The sequence below is a fragment of the Pseudomonas sp. genome, from assembly GCF_035554175.1.
Lineage (GTDB): Bacteria > Pseudomonadota > Gammaproteobacteria > Pseudomonadales > Pseudomonadaceae > Aquipseudomonas.
This window is the reverse complement of sequence record NZ_DATMIV010000030.1, coordinates 199,980-217,018: the sequence shown is the minus strand read 5'-3', so window position 1 is coordinate 217,018 and position 17,039 is coordinate 199,980. Positions and strand designations below refer to the sequence as shown.

Genomic DNA, 17,039 nt, shown 5'->3' with positions numbered 1-17,039 from the left:
CGCGAGCAGGCTCGCTCCCACAGGGGATTGCGTACGACCCTAAATCACCTGTGGGAGCGAGCCTGCTCGCGAAGACAATCCAGTGGGCGAAGCAGGAACACCTGCCTCACCCCGTCTGGATCAGAAGAACCCCAACGGATTGATGTCGTAGCTCACCAGCAGATTCTTGGTCTGCTGATAATGGTCGAGCATCATCTTGTGGGTCTCACGCCCGACGCCGGACTTCTTGTAACCACCGAACGCGGCATGCGCCGGGTACAGGTGGTAGCAGTTGGTCCACACGCGCCCGGCCTTGATTGCCCGGCCCATGCGGTAGGCGCGGTTGATATCGCGAGTCCAGAGACCGGCGCCGAGGCCGAACTCGGTATCGTTGGCAATCGCCAGGGCTTCGGCTTCGTCCTTGAACGTGGTGATGCTCACCACCGGGCCGAAGATTTCTTCCTGGAACACGCGCATCTTGTTGGTGCCCTTGAGCAGGGTCGGCTGGATGTAATAACCGGTGGCCAGGCTGCCCTCGAGTTTTTCCACCTTGCCGCCGGTCAGCAGCTCTGCGCCTTCGCCTTTGGCGATTTCCAGATACGAGAGGATCTTGTCGAATTGCTGCTCCGACGCTTGGGCGCCAACCATGGTCTCGGTGTCCAGCGGATCGCCGCGTTTGATCTGGCTGACTTTCTTCATCACCGCCTGCATGAATTCGTCGTAGATCGATTCCTGTACCAGCGCGCGGGACGGGCAGGTGCACACTTCGCCCTGGTTGAAGAACGCCAGCACCAGCCCTTCTGCGGCTTTTTCAATGAAGCTCGGTTCGGCCTGCATGATGTCTTCGAAGAAGATGTTCGGCGACTTGCCGCCCAGTTCGACGGTCGATGGAATGATGTTTTCCGCCGCGCATTTCATGATGTGCGAGCCGACCGGGGTCGAGCCGGTAAAGGCGATCTTGGCGATGCGCTTGCTGGTCGCCAGCGCTTCGCCGGCCTCTTTGCCGAAACCTTGCACGACGTTGAGCACGCCCGGCGGCAACAGGTCGCCGATCAGTTCCATCAGCACGCAGATGCCCAGCGGGGTTTGCTCGGCCGGCTTGAGCACCACGCAGTTACCGGCGGCCAGCGCTGGCGCGAGTTTCCATGCGGCCATCAGCAGCGGGAAGTTCCACGGGATGATCTGGCCGACCACGCCCAGCGGTTCGTGGATGTGATAGGCCACAGTGTTGCCGTCGATTTCCGCGGCGCTGCCTTCCTGGGCGCGCAGGCAACCGGCGAAGTAGCGGAAGTGGTCGGCGGCCAGCGGGATATCGGCGTTGAGGGTTTCGCGGATGGCTTTGCCGTTGTCCCAGGTCTCGGTGATTGCCAGCAGTTCGAGGTTGGCTTCGATGCGGTCGGCGATTTTCAGCAGGATCAGCGAGCGCGCCTGCACGGAAGTGGCGCCCCAGGCATCGGCGGCGGCGTGGGCGGCGTCCAGGGCCTTGTCGATGTCTTCGGCGGTGGAGCGGGGGAATTCTGCAATTGGCTGGCCGTTGACTGGCGAGGTGTTGGTGAAATACTGACCTTTGACAGGCGCGACGAACTCGCCGCCGATGTAGTTACCGTACTTGCTCTTGAACGAGACTTTAGCGCCTTCAGTACCGGGGTGAGCGTAACGCATGATGATGTTCTCCTTGGCTTTGTACTTATTAGAGAAACGCGCAAGTGCGCTTGCTATAAGCGTAGAGCAAGGGCCGGGCCACTGCCGCGCAGGTCAGGCAAATCAAGGGCTTGGCCGGTTTATGTCGGACGAATGGAGTGCTGCTGTGCTGGTTTCGGTACAGCTGACGTGACAATTTGTAGCGCTTTCGGTACATACCGTGACCGGGCGGTCTTGCCAGCATTGCAATGCCGGAGCCGCTGGAGGATCCTCAGCCAACAGCAACCCCTGTAGGAGCTGCCGCAGGCTGCGATCTTTTGATTTTGTTTTTCAAGATCAAGATCAAGATCAAGATCAAAAGATCGCAGCCTTCGGCAGCTCCTACCCGGGAATGCGTCGACCTCTCGGGGAGAACAATAAGAAATGCACGACAACCATTTGAGTCGCCATGCCCGTCAGGTTCTCACCGTCACCCAGGGCAAACCGCACGTGCACGGCCCGGGTGCCGATCCGTCGATCGCTCGCTCGTGGCTGCGTTGCCTTGAGGACTACCACCTCGATCCTTCAGTGACCATGGCGCCGACGGTGCTTGAGCACGACCGAGTGCTGGAAAGCCGCGAGCGTCTGCAGCAAGTGCTGCAGATCGCCGGCACGGAAATGAGCAGCCTGCATCAACAACTGTCCGGCGCCGGCCACGCGGTATTGCTGACCGATGCGCGCGGGGTGATCCTCAATTGCGTCACCGCGCCGGCCGAGCGTCGGATTTTCGAGCGCGCCGGGCTCTGGCTCGGTGCCGACTGGAGCGAAGCCTGCGAAGGCACCAACGGCATCGGCACCTGCCTGGTCGAGCGCCAGGCGTTGACCATTCATCAAGACGAACATTTTCGCGGCCGTCACACCGGGCTGACCTGTTCGGCGAGTCCGGTGTTCGACCCGCACGGCGAATTGCTGGCGGTACTCGACGTATCCTCGGCGCGGCCGGACGTCTCGCGCCAGAGCCAGTTTCACACCATGGCGCTGGTCAATCTGTCGGCGAAGATGATCGAAAGCTGCTACTTCCTGCGCTGTTTCGACAATCAATGGTTGTTGCGTTTTCACTTGCAGGCCGAGTCCGTCGGCCTGTTCAGCGAAGGGCTGCTGGCGTTTGACGGCGAAGGGCGGATCAGTGCGGTCAACCAGAGCGCGCTGAACCTGCTCGGGCAGATTCGCGGTGGTTTGCTCGGCAAACCGGTAGAGATGTTTTTCGATTGCGCGCTGGATGAACTGCTTGGCCGTGCCAGCGCCAATGCCAGCGCCAGTTGGCCGCTGCGCACCCGTGACGGGCGGCACCTGTTTGCCGTGTTGCGCGGCGAATCGCGCAAACCTGCAGCGATTATTCCAACGCCAATCGCCGCGACAGCGCCACGCCTGTCCGGCATTTGTCTCGGCGACCAAGCGTTGCAAGCGGACTTTCGCAAAGCCCTGCGCGTGTTCGAGCGTGACGTGCCGTTGTTGATCAATGGCGAAACCGGCTCGGGCAAGGAAGCGTTCGCCAAAGCCGTGCATCAGGCCAGCCAGCGTGGCAGTAAAGCCTTCGTCGCGCTCAATTGCGCGGCCATTCCGGAAAGCCTGATCGAGAGCGAACTGTTCGGCTATCGCGGCGGCAGTTTTACCGGGGCACGCAAGGATGGCATGCGCGGCAAGTTGCAGCAGGCTGATGGCGGTACGTTGTTCCTCGATGAAATCGGCGACATGCCGCTGGCCTTGCAGACCCGCTTGCTGCGAGTGCTGGAGGACCGGCAGGTAGTGCCGATTGGCGGTGAGGCGCACGCGGTGGATGTGCGGATCATCAGTGCGACACACCGCAATCTGCTCGAACGGGTCGAGGATGGCAGTTTTCGTGAGGATCTGTATTACCGCTTGAATGGCCTGGAAGTGGCATTGCCAGCATTGCGCGAGCGCAGTGACAAATCGCAACTGCTGGATTTTCTGCTGGCAGAGGAGGCGGGCAGTGAAACCATCCTGCTCGACGAACCGGCGCGGCAGGCATTGCTGGCCTTCACTTGGCCGGGCAATGTGCGGCAGTTGCGCAATGTCCTGCGCACGTTGGCGGCGTTGTGTGATGGCGGGCGGATCGGGGTTGAGAATTTGCCGGTGATGATTCGTCAGGCACGCCCGGCGGTAGCGGCGGCGCAGATTGCCGCCCAGCCACTGGACGACGCCGAGCGTCTCGCATTGCTCAATGCGCTGGAGCAGGCGCGGTGGCATATGACTCATACTGCTGAGCAGTTGGGGGTCAGTCGCAACACGCTGTACAGGAAGCTGCGCAAACACGGTATCGCCCGAACTGCCTGACTTGCACACATCCTGTGGCGAGGGAGCTTGCTCCCGCTGGGCGGCGAAGCGGCCCCAAAACCAGCCGACTCGGTTCAGATAGATGCACCGCATGTGCAGGATTTACGACTGCTGCGCTGTCGAACGGGAGCAAGCTCCCTCGCCACAAGGGTCAGGTCGACAAAGCTAAAGAGTGCCATTTCCCCCTCCCTACGCTAACCTGCGGCCATGTTTTACGAGGTCGACTATGCACATTCATATTCTGGGTATCTGCGGGACTTTCATGGGCTCGATGGCAGTGTTGGCCAAAGAGCTGGGCCATCACGTCACGGGCTCCGACGCCAACGTTTATCCGCCGATGAGCACGCAGCTCGAGGCCCAGGGCATTGAGCTGACGCAGGGCTATGACCCGGCGCAGCTTGATCCGGCGCCGGATCTGGTGGTGATCGGTAATGCCATGTCCCGTGGCAACCCGGCGGTGGAATATGTGCTGAACAAAGGCCTGCCGTACGTCTCCGGCCCGCAATGGCTGGCTGACCATGTCCTGCAGGGTCGTTGGGTCCTGGCGGTCGCCGGTACGCATGGCAAGACCACCACCAGCAGCATGCTCGCCTGGGTGCTGGAACATGCCGGTATGAGCCCGGGTTTCCTTATCGGTGGTGTGCCGCAGAATTTCTCGGTGTCCGCGCGCCTGGGCGGCACGCCGTTCTTCGTGATCGAGGCCGACGAATACGACAGCGCCTTTTTCGACAAGCGTTCGAAGTTCGTCCACTACCGCCCGCGTACTGCGATCCTCAATAATCTCGAGTTCGATCACGCTGACATATTCCCCGATCTGCCGGCAATCGAGCGGCAGTTCCATCATTTGGTTCGCACCATACCGAGCGAAGGCCTGGTCATTCATCCGACTACCGAGCCCGCGTTGCAGCGCGTCATCGAAATGGGCTGCTGGACGCCGGTGCAAACCACCGGTGTCGGCGGTCAGTGGCAGGTCAAGTTGCTCAGTGAGGACGGTTCGGCCTTCGAAGTGATGTTCGAAGGCGTGTCCCAAGGCACCGTCGAATGGGAGCTGACCGGTCAGCACAACGTCGCCAATGCCTTGGCTGCTCTGGCGGCCGCGCGGCATGTCGGCGTGGTGCCAGCGTTGGGCATTGCCGCTCTGAGCGCGTTCAAGAACGTCAAACGCCGTATGGAGAAAGTTGCCGAAGTACGCGGCATCACCATTTACGACGACTTCGCCCATCACCCGACCGCCATCGCTACCACCCTCGACGGCCTGCGCAAGCGCATCGGCGACGCGCCGCTGATCGCGATCATCGAGCCGCGCTCCAATTCAATGAAGCTCGGCGCGCACCGTGATGGTCTGCCCGACAGCGTCGTCGATGCCGATCAGGTGATCTGGTACGCGCCGGCCAACCTCGGTTGGGATCTCGGCGCCACCGCCGCGTTGTGCACGGTGCCGTCGATTGTCAGCGATTCTCTGGAAGGCATCATCGAGCGCGTGAAGAGCCAGGCGCAGCCCGGCACCCACGTGGTGATCATGAGCAACGGCGGCTTCGGCGGCCTGCACGGCAAGCTCGCCGAGGCGCTGCAATGAACAGTTTTCCCCAGGCGGGCGGCCCGGAACGCATCACCCTGGCGATGACCGGCGCCTCGGGCGCGCAGTACGGCTTGCGCCTGCTCGATTGTCTGGTGCGCGAAGATCGCGAAGTGCACTTCCTGATCTCCAAGGCTGCGCAACTGGTGATGGCCACCGAGACCGACGTGTCCCTGCCGAACAAACCACAGATGATGCAGGCCTTTCTCACCGAATACACCGGCGCGGCTGCCGGACAGATTCGTGTGTACGGCAAGGAAGACTGGATGTCGCCGGTGGCTTCCGGCTCCGGGGCGCCCGCGGCGATGGTGGTGGTGCCGTGTTCGACCGGGACGCTCTCGGCGATTGCCACCGGCGCTTGCAACAACCTGATCGAACGTGCGGCCGACGTCACGCTGAAAGAGCGCCGCCAGTTGATTCTGGTGCCACGCGAGGCGCCGTACTCGAGCATTCATCTGGAGCACATGCTCAAGCTGTCGAACCTGGGCGTGACGATTCTGCCGGCCTCGCCGGGTTTCTATCACCAGCCGCAGACCATCGACGACCTCATCGACTTCGTCGTAGCGCGGATTCTCAATCTGCTCGGCATCCAGCAGGACATGCTGCCGCGCTGGGGCGAACATCATCTGAGCAGCGATGAATAAGCTGCTGGTCATTGTGCTGGCGCTGCAACTGGGCGGATGTGCCACGGCGCGCACGCTGGATGCGGCGAAACCGGGCGCGCCGGTGGTGTACTCGGGGACGCGGCTGGATTGGTATGCGTTGAATGGCGGCTGCTGTGCCAAGGACCGGTTCGGTGCCGAGGCGCCGAGCTATCCGGGCGTGGACCTGCCGGCCAGTGCGTTGCTTGATACGCTGTTGTTGCCGTTGTCATTGCTCACCGTGATTGGCGTCGGATTCCAGGCGACTGGTGGATTGTAAAGGTCAAAAGATCGCAGCCTTCGGCAGCTCCTACAGGGGAATGGGGTCTTCTGTAGGAGCTGCCGAAGGCTGCGATCTTTTGGTTCTGAAAGTCCCGGAGCTATTTGCCTAACTTGCGCAGCTCATCCGACTCGATCACCCGCACCCCATCCTGCTCTTCCAGCGCCAGGCGCCACATCGCCCGGGCCAACTGGCACGCTTCGATGCCGTGGTATTTCCCCGGAATCAGCTTGGATAGCGGCCCGGCCAGTTGCTCGACCAGCCGCGGTTCGACGCGTTCGCCCAACAACAGCGAAGGTCGGCAGATGGTCAGTTGCGGCCAGTCCTGAGCGCGCAGAGCCTGTTCCATTTCGCCTTTGACCCGGTTGTAGAACACCGAGGAATCCGGATCGGCGCCGATCGCGCTGATCACGATCAGGTGCCGTGCGCCCATCTCCCGCGCGCGTTTGGCAAACGCCACGACCATGTCCAGATCCACCGCACGAAAGGCTTCTTCGGAGCCGGCCTGTTTGATCGTAGTGCCGAGGCAGCAGTAGGCGATATCGACCCGGCCGCTGAGCTGCGGCAAAAAGGCCTGTGGATCACCGACCGGGTTTTCCAGATGCGGATGCTCGGCCAGCGGCCGGCGCGAAGGGGCGAGGACACGGGTGATCGTAGGCTCGTTGAGTAAACGGTCGAGCAGATGTTCACCGGTCAATCCGGTGGCTCCGGCAAGCAATACGTGCTGAGGCGTCAAGTACATAGTGTCTCTCCCTTGATACTGTTCAGCTTAGTTGCCTTTTGTCGCCCCGTCGTTCAATGCCGTGTTTTGCAGTGCCTTGCGCGCTTGCTGTTTACGCAGCAGTTGCCAGTGCGACAGCACGGTTTTCGGCGCCCAGATCTGTGGCTCCGAGGCTTCGAAACCGTCGGCCAGTTCACGTTCGGCGACGGTGGCTTTGGCCAGTTTGAAAGCCTGTTCCAGGTCGTCGGTCTGATTCAATGCCTGGGCGAACAGTGCGTCGCCAAAGTAAGTGAAATTGGCTTCTTCCGAGCAGCCGAACGACACCCGATCCGCGCGCGAAGCGGTCATGATCAATGTGCGTTCGTCTTTCAGCGCCGGGATGAAGCCGCCGGAATAGCACGAGGAAATCACGATGACCTTGTCGCGATGCTTCAACGGCGCGAGCACTGCAGCAAGTTCATCGGCGGGCAGATCGGCCAGTTCCATGCGCGGCTGATCAAGCACCAGTTCGTGCTCGGCGGTACCGTGACTGGTCAAGTAGATGAACAGCAGATCTTCCGGGCCACTGCGTTCGGCGAGGGCTTGCGCGGCGCGGCGCAGGTTTTCGCGGGTGGCCATCGGCCGATCGCCGAGATGATCGCGATGGTTGACCAGGCGAATCTGGCCGAAGGCGCCGAAGCGCGTGTTGAGCATGTTGGCGACGTAGTCGGATTCGCGCAGAAACACGCTTTGCTTGCCATCGCCGCCAAGGGTCAGGGTGTACAGTTCGACCGCCGGGGTCGAGGCGGGGATTGCCGCCAGTGCATCGTCGAGCAGACGACCCTGAGCGAGCAAACCGAGCTCGAGGGTGTCGGGCAACAATTTGCCGTCGGCGTCGCGGACGCGCTGGCCGTTGATCCAGGTGCCGCTGAGCACGCTGCCATCGGTCAGCACCAGCGTGCCGCGTCCCGAATAACTGTCGTTGTCGAAGCCGCCGATGTAGAAGCTGCCGTCTGACAGGTTCAAGCGGCCCTGACCGGTGAAGCGCCAGTCGTTGAACACACCGATGTAGTGGCTGCCGTCGGCGCCGATCAATTCGCCCTTGCCGGTCAGCGCGCCTTCCTTGAACTGGCCGAGCCAGACGTCACCGTCGGCATTTTCGTAGCGGCCCTTGCCGTGCAGTTGATTGTTCTTGAAACCGCCGACGTAGATATCGCCGTCAGCGCTGTTGTAGGTGCCGTTGCCCTCCAGCTGACCGTTGACGAAACGGCCGCTGAACGAATTGCCGCTGGCATCGCCGCGCTGGCCTTCGCCGTTGGGTTTGCCGTGGGCGAACTGGCCCTGATACGAACTGCCGTCGTCCATTTCCAGGCGGCCGAGTCCCGAATACTGGTCTGCCTTGAATTCGCCGCGATAGGACATGCCGTTTTCTTTCAGCGTGCCTTCGCCGTCGCGCCGGCCCTGTTTGAAACCGCCGGTGTAGCTGCTGGCGCTGGTGCTCAGGCTGCCCTGGCCATCAAACAAGCCTTGCTGGAACTGGCCGCGATAGACCTCGCCGTTGCTGCCATGCCATTCGCCTTGCCCGTGCCACTGACCCTTGTCGAACTGCCCGGCGTACCAGCTGCCGTTGGGGTAGTCGACGCGGCCCTGACCCTGCAGCAAGCCGTCGACCAGTTCACCGCGATAGCGTCCACCGTCCGGCAGGCGCGCATCCGGCGGCAACAGCGATTCGCCGTCGCCGCAAGCGGTGAGCATCAAGGTCAGGGCAAGGGGTGCAAGTCGAGCGATTGAGCGCATAGCGGGATCCGGGCAATTAGGCGACCGAGTATGCCGCAGCTATGCACCGCATATATAGAGACGTGACGCGAAACAGCGTGCGCTGCTTCGCATCCGGGATGATCAGACGAAGCACAGTGACAAAGGCTCGGCGATGTAGGCCGGTTTGTCCGAGCCCTCTATCTCCAGTGTCGCGGTGGCCTTGAGCAGCCACTGACCGGGTTTTTTCTCGGTGACTTCGCCCAGATCGACCTTCAATCGGACTTTCGAATCGACCTTGACCGGCTGGATGAAACGCACGCTGTCCAGGCCATAGTTGACGACCATCTTCACGCCTTCCGGCAGCACCAGGATGTCTTCCATCAGTTTTGGCATCAGCGACAGCGACAGGAAACCGTGGGCAATGGTGCTGCCGAACGGTGTCTGCGCGGCTTTGACCGGGTCGACGTGAATGAACTGAAAATCACCGGTGGCTTCGGCGAACAGGTTGATGCGCTCCTGATCGATGGTGAGCCATTCGGAACGTCCGAGTTCCTTGCCGACATAATCTTTGAGCTCTGCAACGGGAACATAGGGCATTGAGACTCTCCTTGGGTTCATCGGTTTTATAGTTTTTCTGGTGGCGGATTTGACCGGCCTGCGAACCACTGTAGATCATCATGGCGATTTGCTCAGGTCAACCGACCATGCTTTTGGCGAATGCCGATCCATAGCGCAGGCATGCTTATAATGCGGGCGATTTGCGGGTTGAAAAGTCAGACGGAGATGTCAGATGTTGCTACGTGGCCTGACCATGCTGGTGCTGTTTCAATTGCTCGGCACGGCGCTCAATCACCTGTTGCTGCCGATATTGCCGGGGCCGATCATCGGGCTGCTGCTGTTGCTGGGGTTCCTGATTGTTCGCGGCGAAGTCGGCGAGCCGCTGAACCAGGCAGCGGGCAGTCTGCTGCGCTATCTGCCGCTGCTGCTGGTGCCACCGGCGGTGGGGGTGATGGTGTATGCCACGGCGATTGCCGCGGATTTCTGGGCGATTGTCGGCGCGCTGGTGCTGTCGCTGATCCTGTCGATGGCCTTTGCTGGCGTGCTGATGCAACGCCTGATCAAACGTCACGCACCGTCGGCGGAGGAGTGCTGATGCTCTTCGACTGGCAAGGCGCGTGGGTCTCGGTGATTCATCATCCGCTGTTCGGCATCGGCATCACCCTGGGCGCTTATCAACTGGTGCTGGCGACGTTCGAGAAAACCCGCTGGATCTTTCTGCAACCGGTGCTGGTCTCCATGTTGTTGGTCATCGGTGTGCTGGTCGGCTGCGGCCTGAGCTACGCCGAGTACCGCAAGAGCACCGAGATCCTCAGCATTCTGCTGGGGCCGGCCACGGTGGCGCTGGCGGTGCCGCTGTACCTGAATCTGCGGCGCATCCGCCAATTGTTCTGGCCGATTTTTACTACGCTGGTGATAGGCGGGGTGGTGGCGACAGGCATGGGCGTAGCGCTGGGCTGGTGGTTCGGTGCCGATCACATGATCCTGATGACCATGGCGCCGAAGTCGGTAACCTCGCCGATCGCCATGCTGGTCGCCGAGCAGATCGGTGGCGTGGCGGCCCTGGCTGCCGTATTCGTGTTGATCACCGGAGTGATCGGCGCGATCTTCGGCCCGGCCTTGCTGACCCGACTCGGTGTGCACAGCCCCGAGGCACGTGGCATGGCGCTGGGCATGACCGCCCACGCGGTCGGCACGGCGGTAGCGATGCAGGAAAACGATGAGTGCGGCGCGTTTGCCGCGCTGGCGATGAGTCTGATGGGCGTGGCCACGGCGGTGTTCCTGCCGTTGGCGGTGTCGATGGTGGTGTAAGGAAATGTCTATGAGTCTGCCGCTTTTCCCGCTGAACACGGTGTTGTTCCCCGGTTGCAACCTTGACTTGCAGATCTTCGAGGCGCGCTACCTCGACATGATCGGTCGCTGCATGAAACAGGGCGTCGGCTTCGGTGTGGTGTGCATCCTCGAAGGCAGCGAAGTCGGCGTGGCGCCGGAAGGTTTCGCTCTGGTGGGTTGCGAGGCGCGAATCACCGATTTCCAGCAACAGGACAACGGCCTGCTCGGCATTCGCGTGCAGGGCGGGCGGCGCTTCAGCGTGCTGCGCACCGAAGTGCAGCGCGATCAGTTGATTCTGGCCGACGTCGAGTGGCTCGACGACGAGCCCGAGCAGCCGTTGCAGGATGAGGACGCGGATCTGGTGGCGCTGCTCAAGGCATTGGCCGAGCACCCGATGGTTGAAGCGCTGAACATGGGCACCGAAGCCGCCGGGCAACAGTCGCTGGCCAATCAGCTCGCCTATCTGTTGCCCTTCGCTGAAGAGGACAAGATTGATCTGTTGCAACTCGATGATCCGCAACAACGACTGGATGCGATCCAGGCCTTGCTGGATGAGTTGCAGGGTGAGTTGTTTGCCTAGTTGTAAAGCCTGAATAAACTGCTACCGCTGTAAAAAGGCGCCGTTCACGGTAATGAGCGGCGCCTGATGTCAGGTTCGATAATGTTCGGGCACAGGCCAGCTCACATCGTTGGAGTAGGTGTGGTTGCCTTTGGGCAAATGCAGCACGACGCCACCGGAGAACGCTACTTGATTGATCAGTCGGTCATAGGCACGGCTCTGGTTACCGCCCGCCCACGTCGCTTCCTCGATCACGTCGACGTCACCGCCCGCCTGCAAGAAAATATCTTCGACGTTTGCCGCCATGGTCATGTCCGAATTCAACAGCCAGATTCTTTCTGCACTGATACCTCGCTTGGGCGTCGATATGCGCCCTTCCATTACATCTCCGTCAAAATCCCTATTGTTCAGGAACAGGTTTTCCACCCGGGGGACGACCTCTACGCCACGGGTGTCGATGACATAAATGAAGCTATGTCTCTGGTTGCGCCGAAGCAATGGGTAGTCACGCGAGTTATCCATCTCGAATGATGTGTCGGACTCGTTACCCGAACTGTAGGCATTAGCCATTGATGGTTCATCGTCAGACACATGCCCGGGATAGCGATTGGCCTGAGTGTTGTAATGCCGAGGATTGGAGTAGTAATCAAAGCCTGTGTATGACAAGGCATTGTATGCACTGAATGTCGTGCTGAAGGACGACTTGGTCGTGGATTCGTCGTGGTTACCCGCCAGCGTGACCAGGCGCTCGTCCCTGGCCAGTTCAAAAGGCGTGCGCAAATCGGCGCGGAACATGGCCGGGATGTCCGTTCGATAAAGAAAGTCGTGCTTGTTGCGCTTGTAGCCGGCGTGTTCCAGGTAACTGTTCAGGAAGCTTTCTTCATAGCGCTGTTTAACAGGAGGTAAATCATAACCGCTATAACGCTCGCCTTCCTGCCTCAGGCGCAGGCAGAACGGCCCCAGCTCCTGGGCAATGTGCTCGAACCTTCGCTCGTCCAGCGTATTGTGCGTCAAGCGTTTGTGCTGTTCGGCCCATTCGGGGAAGCCGTTTTCCATGTCCGCGCGCAAACGCTGTTGCTGCGCGACGCTCAAATTGTAGGTGCGCAGAAGTTCGGCGCATTCGCTGCGGGATTTATGCGGGTGAGACCATCTCATGGAGTCCAGGAGAAATTCATGATGATCCTGATTCTTTGCGCGCGTTGCCCAGTCCGGCGCTCTGCCACTGGCCTGGGCTTCGGCACGGAACGCCACGACTTCTGCACCGTGGAGCCTGTAGACGTCCCAGATCTCGGCATCGGTCCAGTGTGCAAGTTTCAAGGGTAGGGATGGATCTCCGCGAGCTTCGCTCGGGTCGACTTTAACCAGCTTGCCGTCCTTGTCCTTGAAGGCAAAGCCGACATACCTGTTTGAAATCATCCGCTCCCCTCCCGGAACATGTACCCATTCGTGTACCGGGTAATAGCCTTGTGCATTTGGCACCGGAGCAACATAAGCAGAAAAATACGTGGCAAACTCCTCCAGGGTGTAGCGACTGGAAGGGTAGTACTCGACAGGCTTGGTCAAACGCCAGACGTTGGTGCCGGGCACTCGATACAGCGGTGGTCCAGATGGCTCCCGTTCACTGGGCAGCTTCGCCCGGTAGGCCTTGATCAAGTCATGGAACGTCACCATTACCGTTCCGGCGGCAGATCCGTCATTGTTGGCGATGTCTGCGAACTGCCGACCTTTGTAGGTCCTCAGCCCGTCAGCGTTGTGGCTCGACACTCCGTCGACGCTCTGCAGGTATCGGCTCAAGGGCGAGGTCGTGGCGTGAAGCCTGGGCGCCTGCGTATCGGGCATCTGCGTAATCGTGATACGGGGTTGTTTTGTCGGGCTGCCGCCGTGAGGAACACGGGCGTCAACGTCCGCCGACGGGTTCGGACTGTCCGGCCTGAGGCGGCCGGGCCAAGGCAAATCCAGGTCGACAGGCCGCTCAGGGGAACCAGGGCGAGGCGTCTGAGGGGTGGGTGTATCTGTTGGCGGTGAGGGACGCAAGGGCCCGGGTTTTTGTCGCATGGTTAAATTCCTTTTGCTGAATCAGCCTTTCCATTGGCTGCAGTGATCGTGTGCCAGCGCCGGCTTGCACCCGCGCTGGTGCCCTGCCCTTTCAAACAGGGCAGGGCGCATTCAGGGTTTGTGGGGGATGAGCCGCAGATCTTCAGGGCTGATGCGCGTCTGTGGATCGTTCATCAGCCCCCAGTACTGCCGCACTGAGTGGTAAACCACCGTACCGGTGGTGTCTGGCCCGTAACCGATGTGCGTCACGTACACTCGTGCTGCCAGTTCGTTGCGCTGTCTGTGCTGCCCGATATCAGCCAGCAATGCCTCGACGCTGGCGTAACCACGCGCGTCGATGACATACAGCTGCAGCACTTCGAACAGCAGCGAGATTTCGTAGATGTTGCCCGCCGACGTCACCACACTGACGGAATCCACAGGCGTGTCAGCTTCGATATCCGGCAGTTCGACGGTGACACTGGCAATTCGCAAACGATTGCTTTCGAGCTGGATATCCTCCCGCGTGACGGTTTCGGTCAGCGTCCGGGTAAACAGGTTCCAGGTGGACGCATTGGACGTTTTCGCTGCCGCACCCGGGGTGGACAGGCGCACGATGCAATTGCTGGCCAGGTAAACATCGTAAGTCGCGCTCTGACCCTCAAGCAGATAAATGCCGGTGTGCGCGCGTGGCTCGATGACAACTTTGCTCGTTCGGGCAGTCAACGCTGGTTTTTCACTGATCAGCGGCCGGGTGAACAGGTATTTGCCGTTGCGCCGTTTCAGCCAGCTTCGACTGCTGTACATTCGCGTGCCGGGATTTTTGGCGTCCTCTTCGAAATCCAGATCCGGCACTTGCAAGCGGTACGACACTTCATCCTGCATGACCAGCGCGATGTCTTGCGCCAGTAGTGGTGTGGTGACTTTCAGGCTGTTCCGTCCCGTGTAGCCCGTGGCCGCCGCGATTGTCCGAATCACCCCCTTGAAGGCGACAACCTTGGACGGCAACAGAAGCGACAGACAAATATCTTTGTAAGTCAGGTGGGTATTCCCCGAAACCCCTTGACGCACTTCAACGTCATAGCTGAGCACCACATCGACAATTTCGCTGTCTTTGTAGTCCAGGAAAACGCTGCGTGACGGGGCGGTGGCGTTACGCGCGGCAACGAACTCGACCCTGCGCGGCGTGCGTGCCACAAAGTGTCGATGCGGACTCTGGCTGTCGAGCGTTACGGTGCCGTCATTGATGATGACCGGAGCGGGTGCCGGTTGCCCCTTGACGGTCACGGCGACTTCGATGTCCTGACTCTGCGCTTCACCCGGCTCTGCGGGTAGCAGCGCCAGCAGTTCATACCCGTCCTGGGTACGGAACGACCATCGAGCGTTTTTCAGCTGACGCTTGCCGTCGATCTCGGTGTAGACGTTCGTCAGGGTCAGCACATGGTCGGGATCGCCGCCATCCTTGCCGCGCAACGAGCTGACCACCAGCGAGGTGCCGATGATCTGCCAGCGCTGAATCAACTCACACGGCCAGCCGAACTCGACCACGCTCGAATGTTCGCCGTCCTCGATGATCGTCGTGCGTGCGTTGGTATTGGCGATGTAATAGCGATCATCGCCGCTGCCGCCGTCTACCTCACACTCCGGGCCGTAGATGGCAATGGTGTCGTTGCCGCCTGTGGTGCTGATGCGATCGTAGCCGTTGGCGAAGATCTGATTGGCGTCGGCGGTGCCGGTGACATGACTGGTGCCTTTGCGCAGGGTCGAGACGTTCTCGAACGAGGTCAGGTGCGCGACTTCGATACCCTCGGCCTCCGGATCCAGACCCCGCAGGGCGATTTTGCCGGTCTGCAGATTGATGTCATGGCCGACGTGGCGCGTATCGGTGGTCGGGCGGCCGCCTTCGAACGCTACCGTATCGGCACCGGCGCCGCCGTCCAGCACATTGATGTGCGCCGGTTTGCTCGACCGATCCAGTTCCTGAACCGTGACTTCGTGATAGAACGCATCGTTCTTGTCGCCCCCGGTCAGCGCCTTGTGACCGTCGCGGTAGGTGAACAGGTTGGGCTGCGCCTTGACGCCGACGACGCGGTCATGGCCATCGCCCAGACGCCAGAAAACCCCCTTGCCTTCGCCAGCGGTGCCGCTGACCTTGCCCTTCAGATCGGCAGGCAAGCCTTTGCCGGCATCGATCACGTCGTCTGCGCCGACGATCACGGCCTGACTGTCGAGTTTGAACGGCTTCTCTCCCGCGCTTTCGTCCCACTGGTAGTTCCACAGTTCGATGGACTGCAGCTCGGCGCGGAAGGCACCATTGACTACGTGTTCGATGGAGTTTTTATAGGCGCCTTCAAGCATGTCCCTGGCCGACAGTTCGAGCTGTTTTTCATGGTCGCGATAACCTTTGGACAGCTTGAAGCGATCCATCACCTCCTTGTCCAGCTCCTGTCTGGTGAAGGCGAACCAGCCCGAGCGCATGCGTTCGAGCACGGTCAGTTCGATGTAATCATCGATATCGTCAACGACCCGCGCCGCCTGATAAATCAACGATCCGGCGATCAGCAACGCTGCAGCGGCGAGACCGACGGGCCCGGCCACACTGCCGAAGCCGGCCAGCGCGGCGACGCCCAGCACCAGGCTGATACCCGCGCCCGTGACACTCAAGGCACCACTGACGTAATGATCCTGCGCCTCCTTGCCCGATGCGGCTGCGGCCGCGTTGAACGACTTGACCGCATCGATAATGTCGAATGGCAGGGTAATCGCGCTGGCGAACATTCCGGCCCCCCGACTCATGTATTTACCCACCGAGGTCAGGGGGAAATATTTGAACAGCTTGCCGCCGTTGGTCAGCATCGCCTGGCCGGTCTTGCTCAGGCCTTGTTCTATGACCAGCGAGCCCAGTTCGGCGGCAATGGACCCACCCTGGAAGATCGCTTCCAGAGCGTCGCCTTTCTTGATCGCGTCAGCCATGGCCATGTAGCCGCTGTAAATGCCGAAGGCTTGCATGCCTACACCGGCGCCGCTGAACAAATAGCTTTTGCCCCTGTTGACCCAGCTGCGCGAGTTTTCGAACGCGTCGGCCCGATGAATACCCAGCTTCTGTGCAGCCTTGCCCAGTTGATTGAGGCGATCCATGCTGCTGCCCGTCTCAATGGGCGTATCACTGACGAACAGTGGCCCGGCATCCACGGAGCGCTTGCAGGCGATCTCATAAAACAGCATCGCCACCACGCCGCTGTCCGGAACATCGACGGACTGCAATCGGGATTCGACTTTCGCCGAGTCGAAATTGAGCCCGTCCAAAAAGTCCTGATCGGGGACTTTCATGTCTGCATTTGCCGGGCTGATGGGTTGCCCGTTGATCGTCGCACCCAGCGCCTGCAGCTCGACCCGGCTGGCCATGTACTCACCAATGCGCAAGGGACCGAAGCGTTTGTCGAGCGACTTGAGGGATTTTCTCTGGGAGGCGTCAGCAGGTGTCTCCAGCGCCGGTGGTGGCAAGGGGTTGAGGTTGCCTGGAGAGGGTGCATGGGCATTGGCCGAGGCATCGACAGGTGTGACCTGTAGCAGCCGCACGTTGGCAATCTGTGAGGAAGGAACGATGATTTTTGACACGGTTTAATCCTTTAAGGTTGGATAAGAAA

General features: G+C 60.6%; 13 protein-coding genes. 7 read left to right on the top strand and 6 right to left on the bottom strand.

The annotated features are described in order from the left end of the window. Positions 1-120: 120 nt before the first annotated feature. A complete protein-coding gene (exaC, locus tag VNV36_RS14660; protein WP_325718401.1) occupies positions 121-1,641 on the bottom strand; it encodes an acetaldehyde dehydrogenase ExaC in 1,521 nt (506 codons plus the stop codon). A 402-nt stretch (positions 1,642-2,043) separates the two neighbouring features. Between exaC and VNV36_RS14655 the strand changes: the two genes are divergently transcribed. From VNV36_RS14655 to VNV36_RS14640, 4 genes are all read left to right on the top strand, one after another. Then, a complete protein-coding gene (locus VNV36_RS14655) occupies positions 2,044-3,954 on the top strand; it encodes a sigma-54-dependent Fis family transcriptional regulator (RefSeq protein ID WP_325718400.1) in 1,911 nt (636 codons plus the stop codon). Between the two features lie 226 nt (positions 3,955-4,180). Beyond that, positions 4,181-5,530 carry a UDP-N-acetylmuramate:L-alanyl-gamma-D-glutamyl-meso-diaminopimelate ligase gene (gene mpl / locus VNV36_RS14650; RefSeq protein WP_325718399.1) on the top strand — a complete coding sequence of 450 codons (1,350 nt, stop codon included), beginning with the start codon at positions 4,181-4,183 and terminating at the stop codon, positions 5,528-5,530. Continuing rightward, positions 5,527-6,174, top strand: a complete 648-nt coding sequence (ubiX, locus tag VNV36_RS14645) for a flavin prenyltransferase UbiX (RefSeq protein WP_325718398.1) — start codon at positions 5,527-5,529, stop codon at positions 6,172-6,174. Before mpl ends, ubiX begins: the two co-directional genes overlap by 4 nt. Next, positions 6,167-6,451 carry a YceK/YidQ family lipoprotein gene (locus VNV36_RS14640; RefSeq protein WP_325718397.1) on the top strand — a complete coding sequence of 95 codons (285 nt, stop codon included), beginning with the start codon at positions 6,167-6,169 and terminating at the stop codon, positions 6,449-6,451. The genes ubiX and VNV36_RS14640 overlap by 8 nt, the downstream gene beginning before the upstream one ends. A gap of 100 nt (positions 6,452-6,551) precedes the next feature. Here the strand turns inward: VNV36_RS14640 and VNV36_RS14635 are convergent, their stop codons facing one another. The 3 genes from VNV36_RS14635 to VNV36_RS14625 form a co-directional block, all read right to left on the bottom strand. Continuing rightward, complete coding sequence (locus VNV36_RS14635) at positions 6,552-7,193, bottom strand: oxidoreductase (RefSeq protein ID WP_325718396.1); 642 nt, start codon at positions 7,191-7,193, stop codon at positions 6,552-6,554. Positions 7,194-7,220: 27 nt separating this feature from the next. Beyond that, a complete protein-coding gene (locus VNV36_RS14630; RefSeq protein ID WP_325718395.1) occupies positions 7,221-8,948 on the bottom strand; it encodes a C13 family peptidase in 1,728 nt (575 codons plus the stop codon). Positions 8,949-9,050: 102 nt separating this feature from the next. After that, positions 9,051-9,506 (bottom strand): MaoC family dehydratase, encoded by a 456-nt coding sequence (locus tag VNV36_RS14625; protein WP_325718394.1) that lies wholly within the window; start codon positions 9,504-9,506, stop codon positions 9,051-9,053. A 193-nt stretch (positions 9,507-9,699) separates the two neighbouring features. Between VNV36_RS14625 and VNV36_RS14620 the strand changes: the two genes are divergently transcribed. Genes VNV36_RS14620 through VNV36_RS14610 form a run of 3 tightly spaced genes read left to right on the top strand, consistent with a single transcriptional unit; the run spans position 9,700 to position 11,379 of the window. Beyond that, the gene (locus VNV36_RS14620) at positions 9,700-10,062 is read left to right on the top strand and encodes a CidA/LrgA family protein (protein ID WP_325718393.1); all 363 of its coding nucleotides are present in this window, start codon (positions 9,700-9,702) and stop codon (positions 10,060-10,062) included. Beyond that, positions 10,062-10,778, top strand: a complete 717-nt coding sequence (locus tag VNV36_RS14615; RefSeq protein WP_325718392.1) for an LrgB family protein — start codon at positions 10,062-10,064, stop codon at positions 10,776-10,778. The genes VNV36_RS14620 and VNV36_RS14615 overlap by 1 nt, the downstream gene beginning before the upstream one ends. 10 nt (positions 10,779-10,788) lie before the next feature. Further along, positions 10,789-11,379, top strand: coding sequence for an LON peptidase substrate-binding domain-containing protein (locus VNV36_RS14610; protein WP_325718391.1), 591 nt, complete (start codon positions 10,789-10,791; stop codon positions 11,377-11,379). A 69-nt stretch (positions 11,380-11,448) separates the two neighbouring features. Here VNV36_RS14610 and VNV36_RS14605 read toward each other — a convergent pair whose 3' ends face one another. Together VNV36_RS14605 and VNV36_RS14600 are read right to left on the bottom strand one after the other, a co-directional pair. Beyond that, a complete protein-coding gene (locus VNV36_RS14605; protein ID WP_325718390.1) occupies positions 11,449-13,197 on the bottom strand; it encodes a hypothetical protein in 1,749 nt (582 codons plus the stop codon). Between the two features lie 327 nt (positions 13,198-13,524). Next, the gene (locus tag VNV36_RS14600; protein ID WP_325718389.1) at positions 13,525-17,010 is read right to left on the bottom strand and encodes a calcium-binding protein; all 3,486 of its coding nucleotides are present in this window, start codon (positions 17,008-17,010) and stop codon (positions 13,525-13,527) included. Positions 17,011-17,039 lie beyond the last annotated feature (29 nt).

Bases quoted from the DNA above. Each gene is read 5' to 3' on its own strand.
- VNV36_RS14630 (WP_325718395.1), bottom strand. From the start codon at position 8,948: ATGCGCTCAATCGCTCGACTTGCACCCCTTGCCCTGACCTTGATGCTC.
- VNV36_RS14605 (WP_325718390.1), bottom strand. From the start codon at position 13,197: ATGCCCGATACGCAGGCGCCCAGGCTTCACGCCACGACCTCGCCCTTG.
- VNV36_RS14620 (WP_325718393.1), top strand. From the start codon at position 9,700: ATGTTGCTACGTGGCCTGACCATGCTGGTGCTGTTTCAATTGCTCGGC.
- VNV36_RS14640 (WP_325718397.1), top strand. From the start codon at position 6,167: ATGAATAAGCTGCTGGTCATTGTGCTGGCGCTGCAACTGGGCGGATGT.
- VNV36_RS14615 (WP_325718392.1), top strand. From the start codon at position 10,062: ATGCTCTTCGACTGGCAAGGCGCGTGGGTCTCGGTGATTCATCATCCG.
- VNV36_RS14655 (WP_325718400.1), top strand. From the start codon at position 2,044: ATGCACGACAACCATTTGAGTCGCCATGCCCGTCAGGTTCTCACCGTC.
- VNV36_RS14625 (WP_325718394.1), bottom strand. From the start codon at position 9,506: ATGCCCTATGTTCCCGTTGCAGAGCTCAAAGATTATGTCGGCAAGGAA.
- exaC (WP_325718401.1), bottom strand. From the start codon at position 1,641: ATGCGTTACGCTCACCCCGGTACTGAAGGCGCTAAAGTCTCGTTCAAG.
- ubiX (WP_325718398.1), top strand. From the start codon at position 5,527: ATGAACAGTTTTCCCCAGGCGGGCGGCCCGGAACGCATCACCCTGGCG.
- VNV36_RS14610 (WP_325718391.1), top strand. From the start codon at position 10,789: ATGAGTCTGCCGCTTTTCCCGCTGAACACGGTGTTGTTCCCCGGTTGC.
- mpl (WP_325718399.1), top strand. From the start codon at position 4,181: ATGCACATTCATATTCTGGGTATCTGCGGGACTTTCATGGGCTCGATG.
- VNV36_RS14635 (WP_325718396.1), bottom strand. From the start codon at position 7,193: ATGTACTTGACGCCTCAGCACGTATTGCTTGCCGGAGCCACCGGATTG.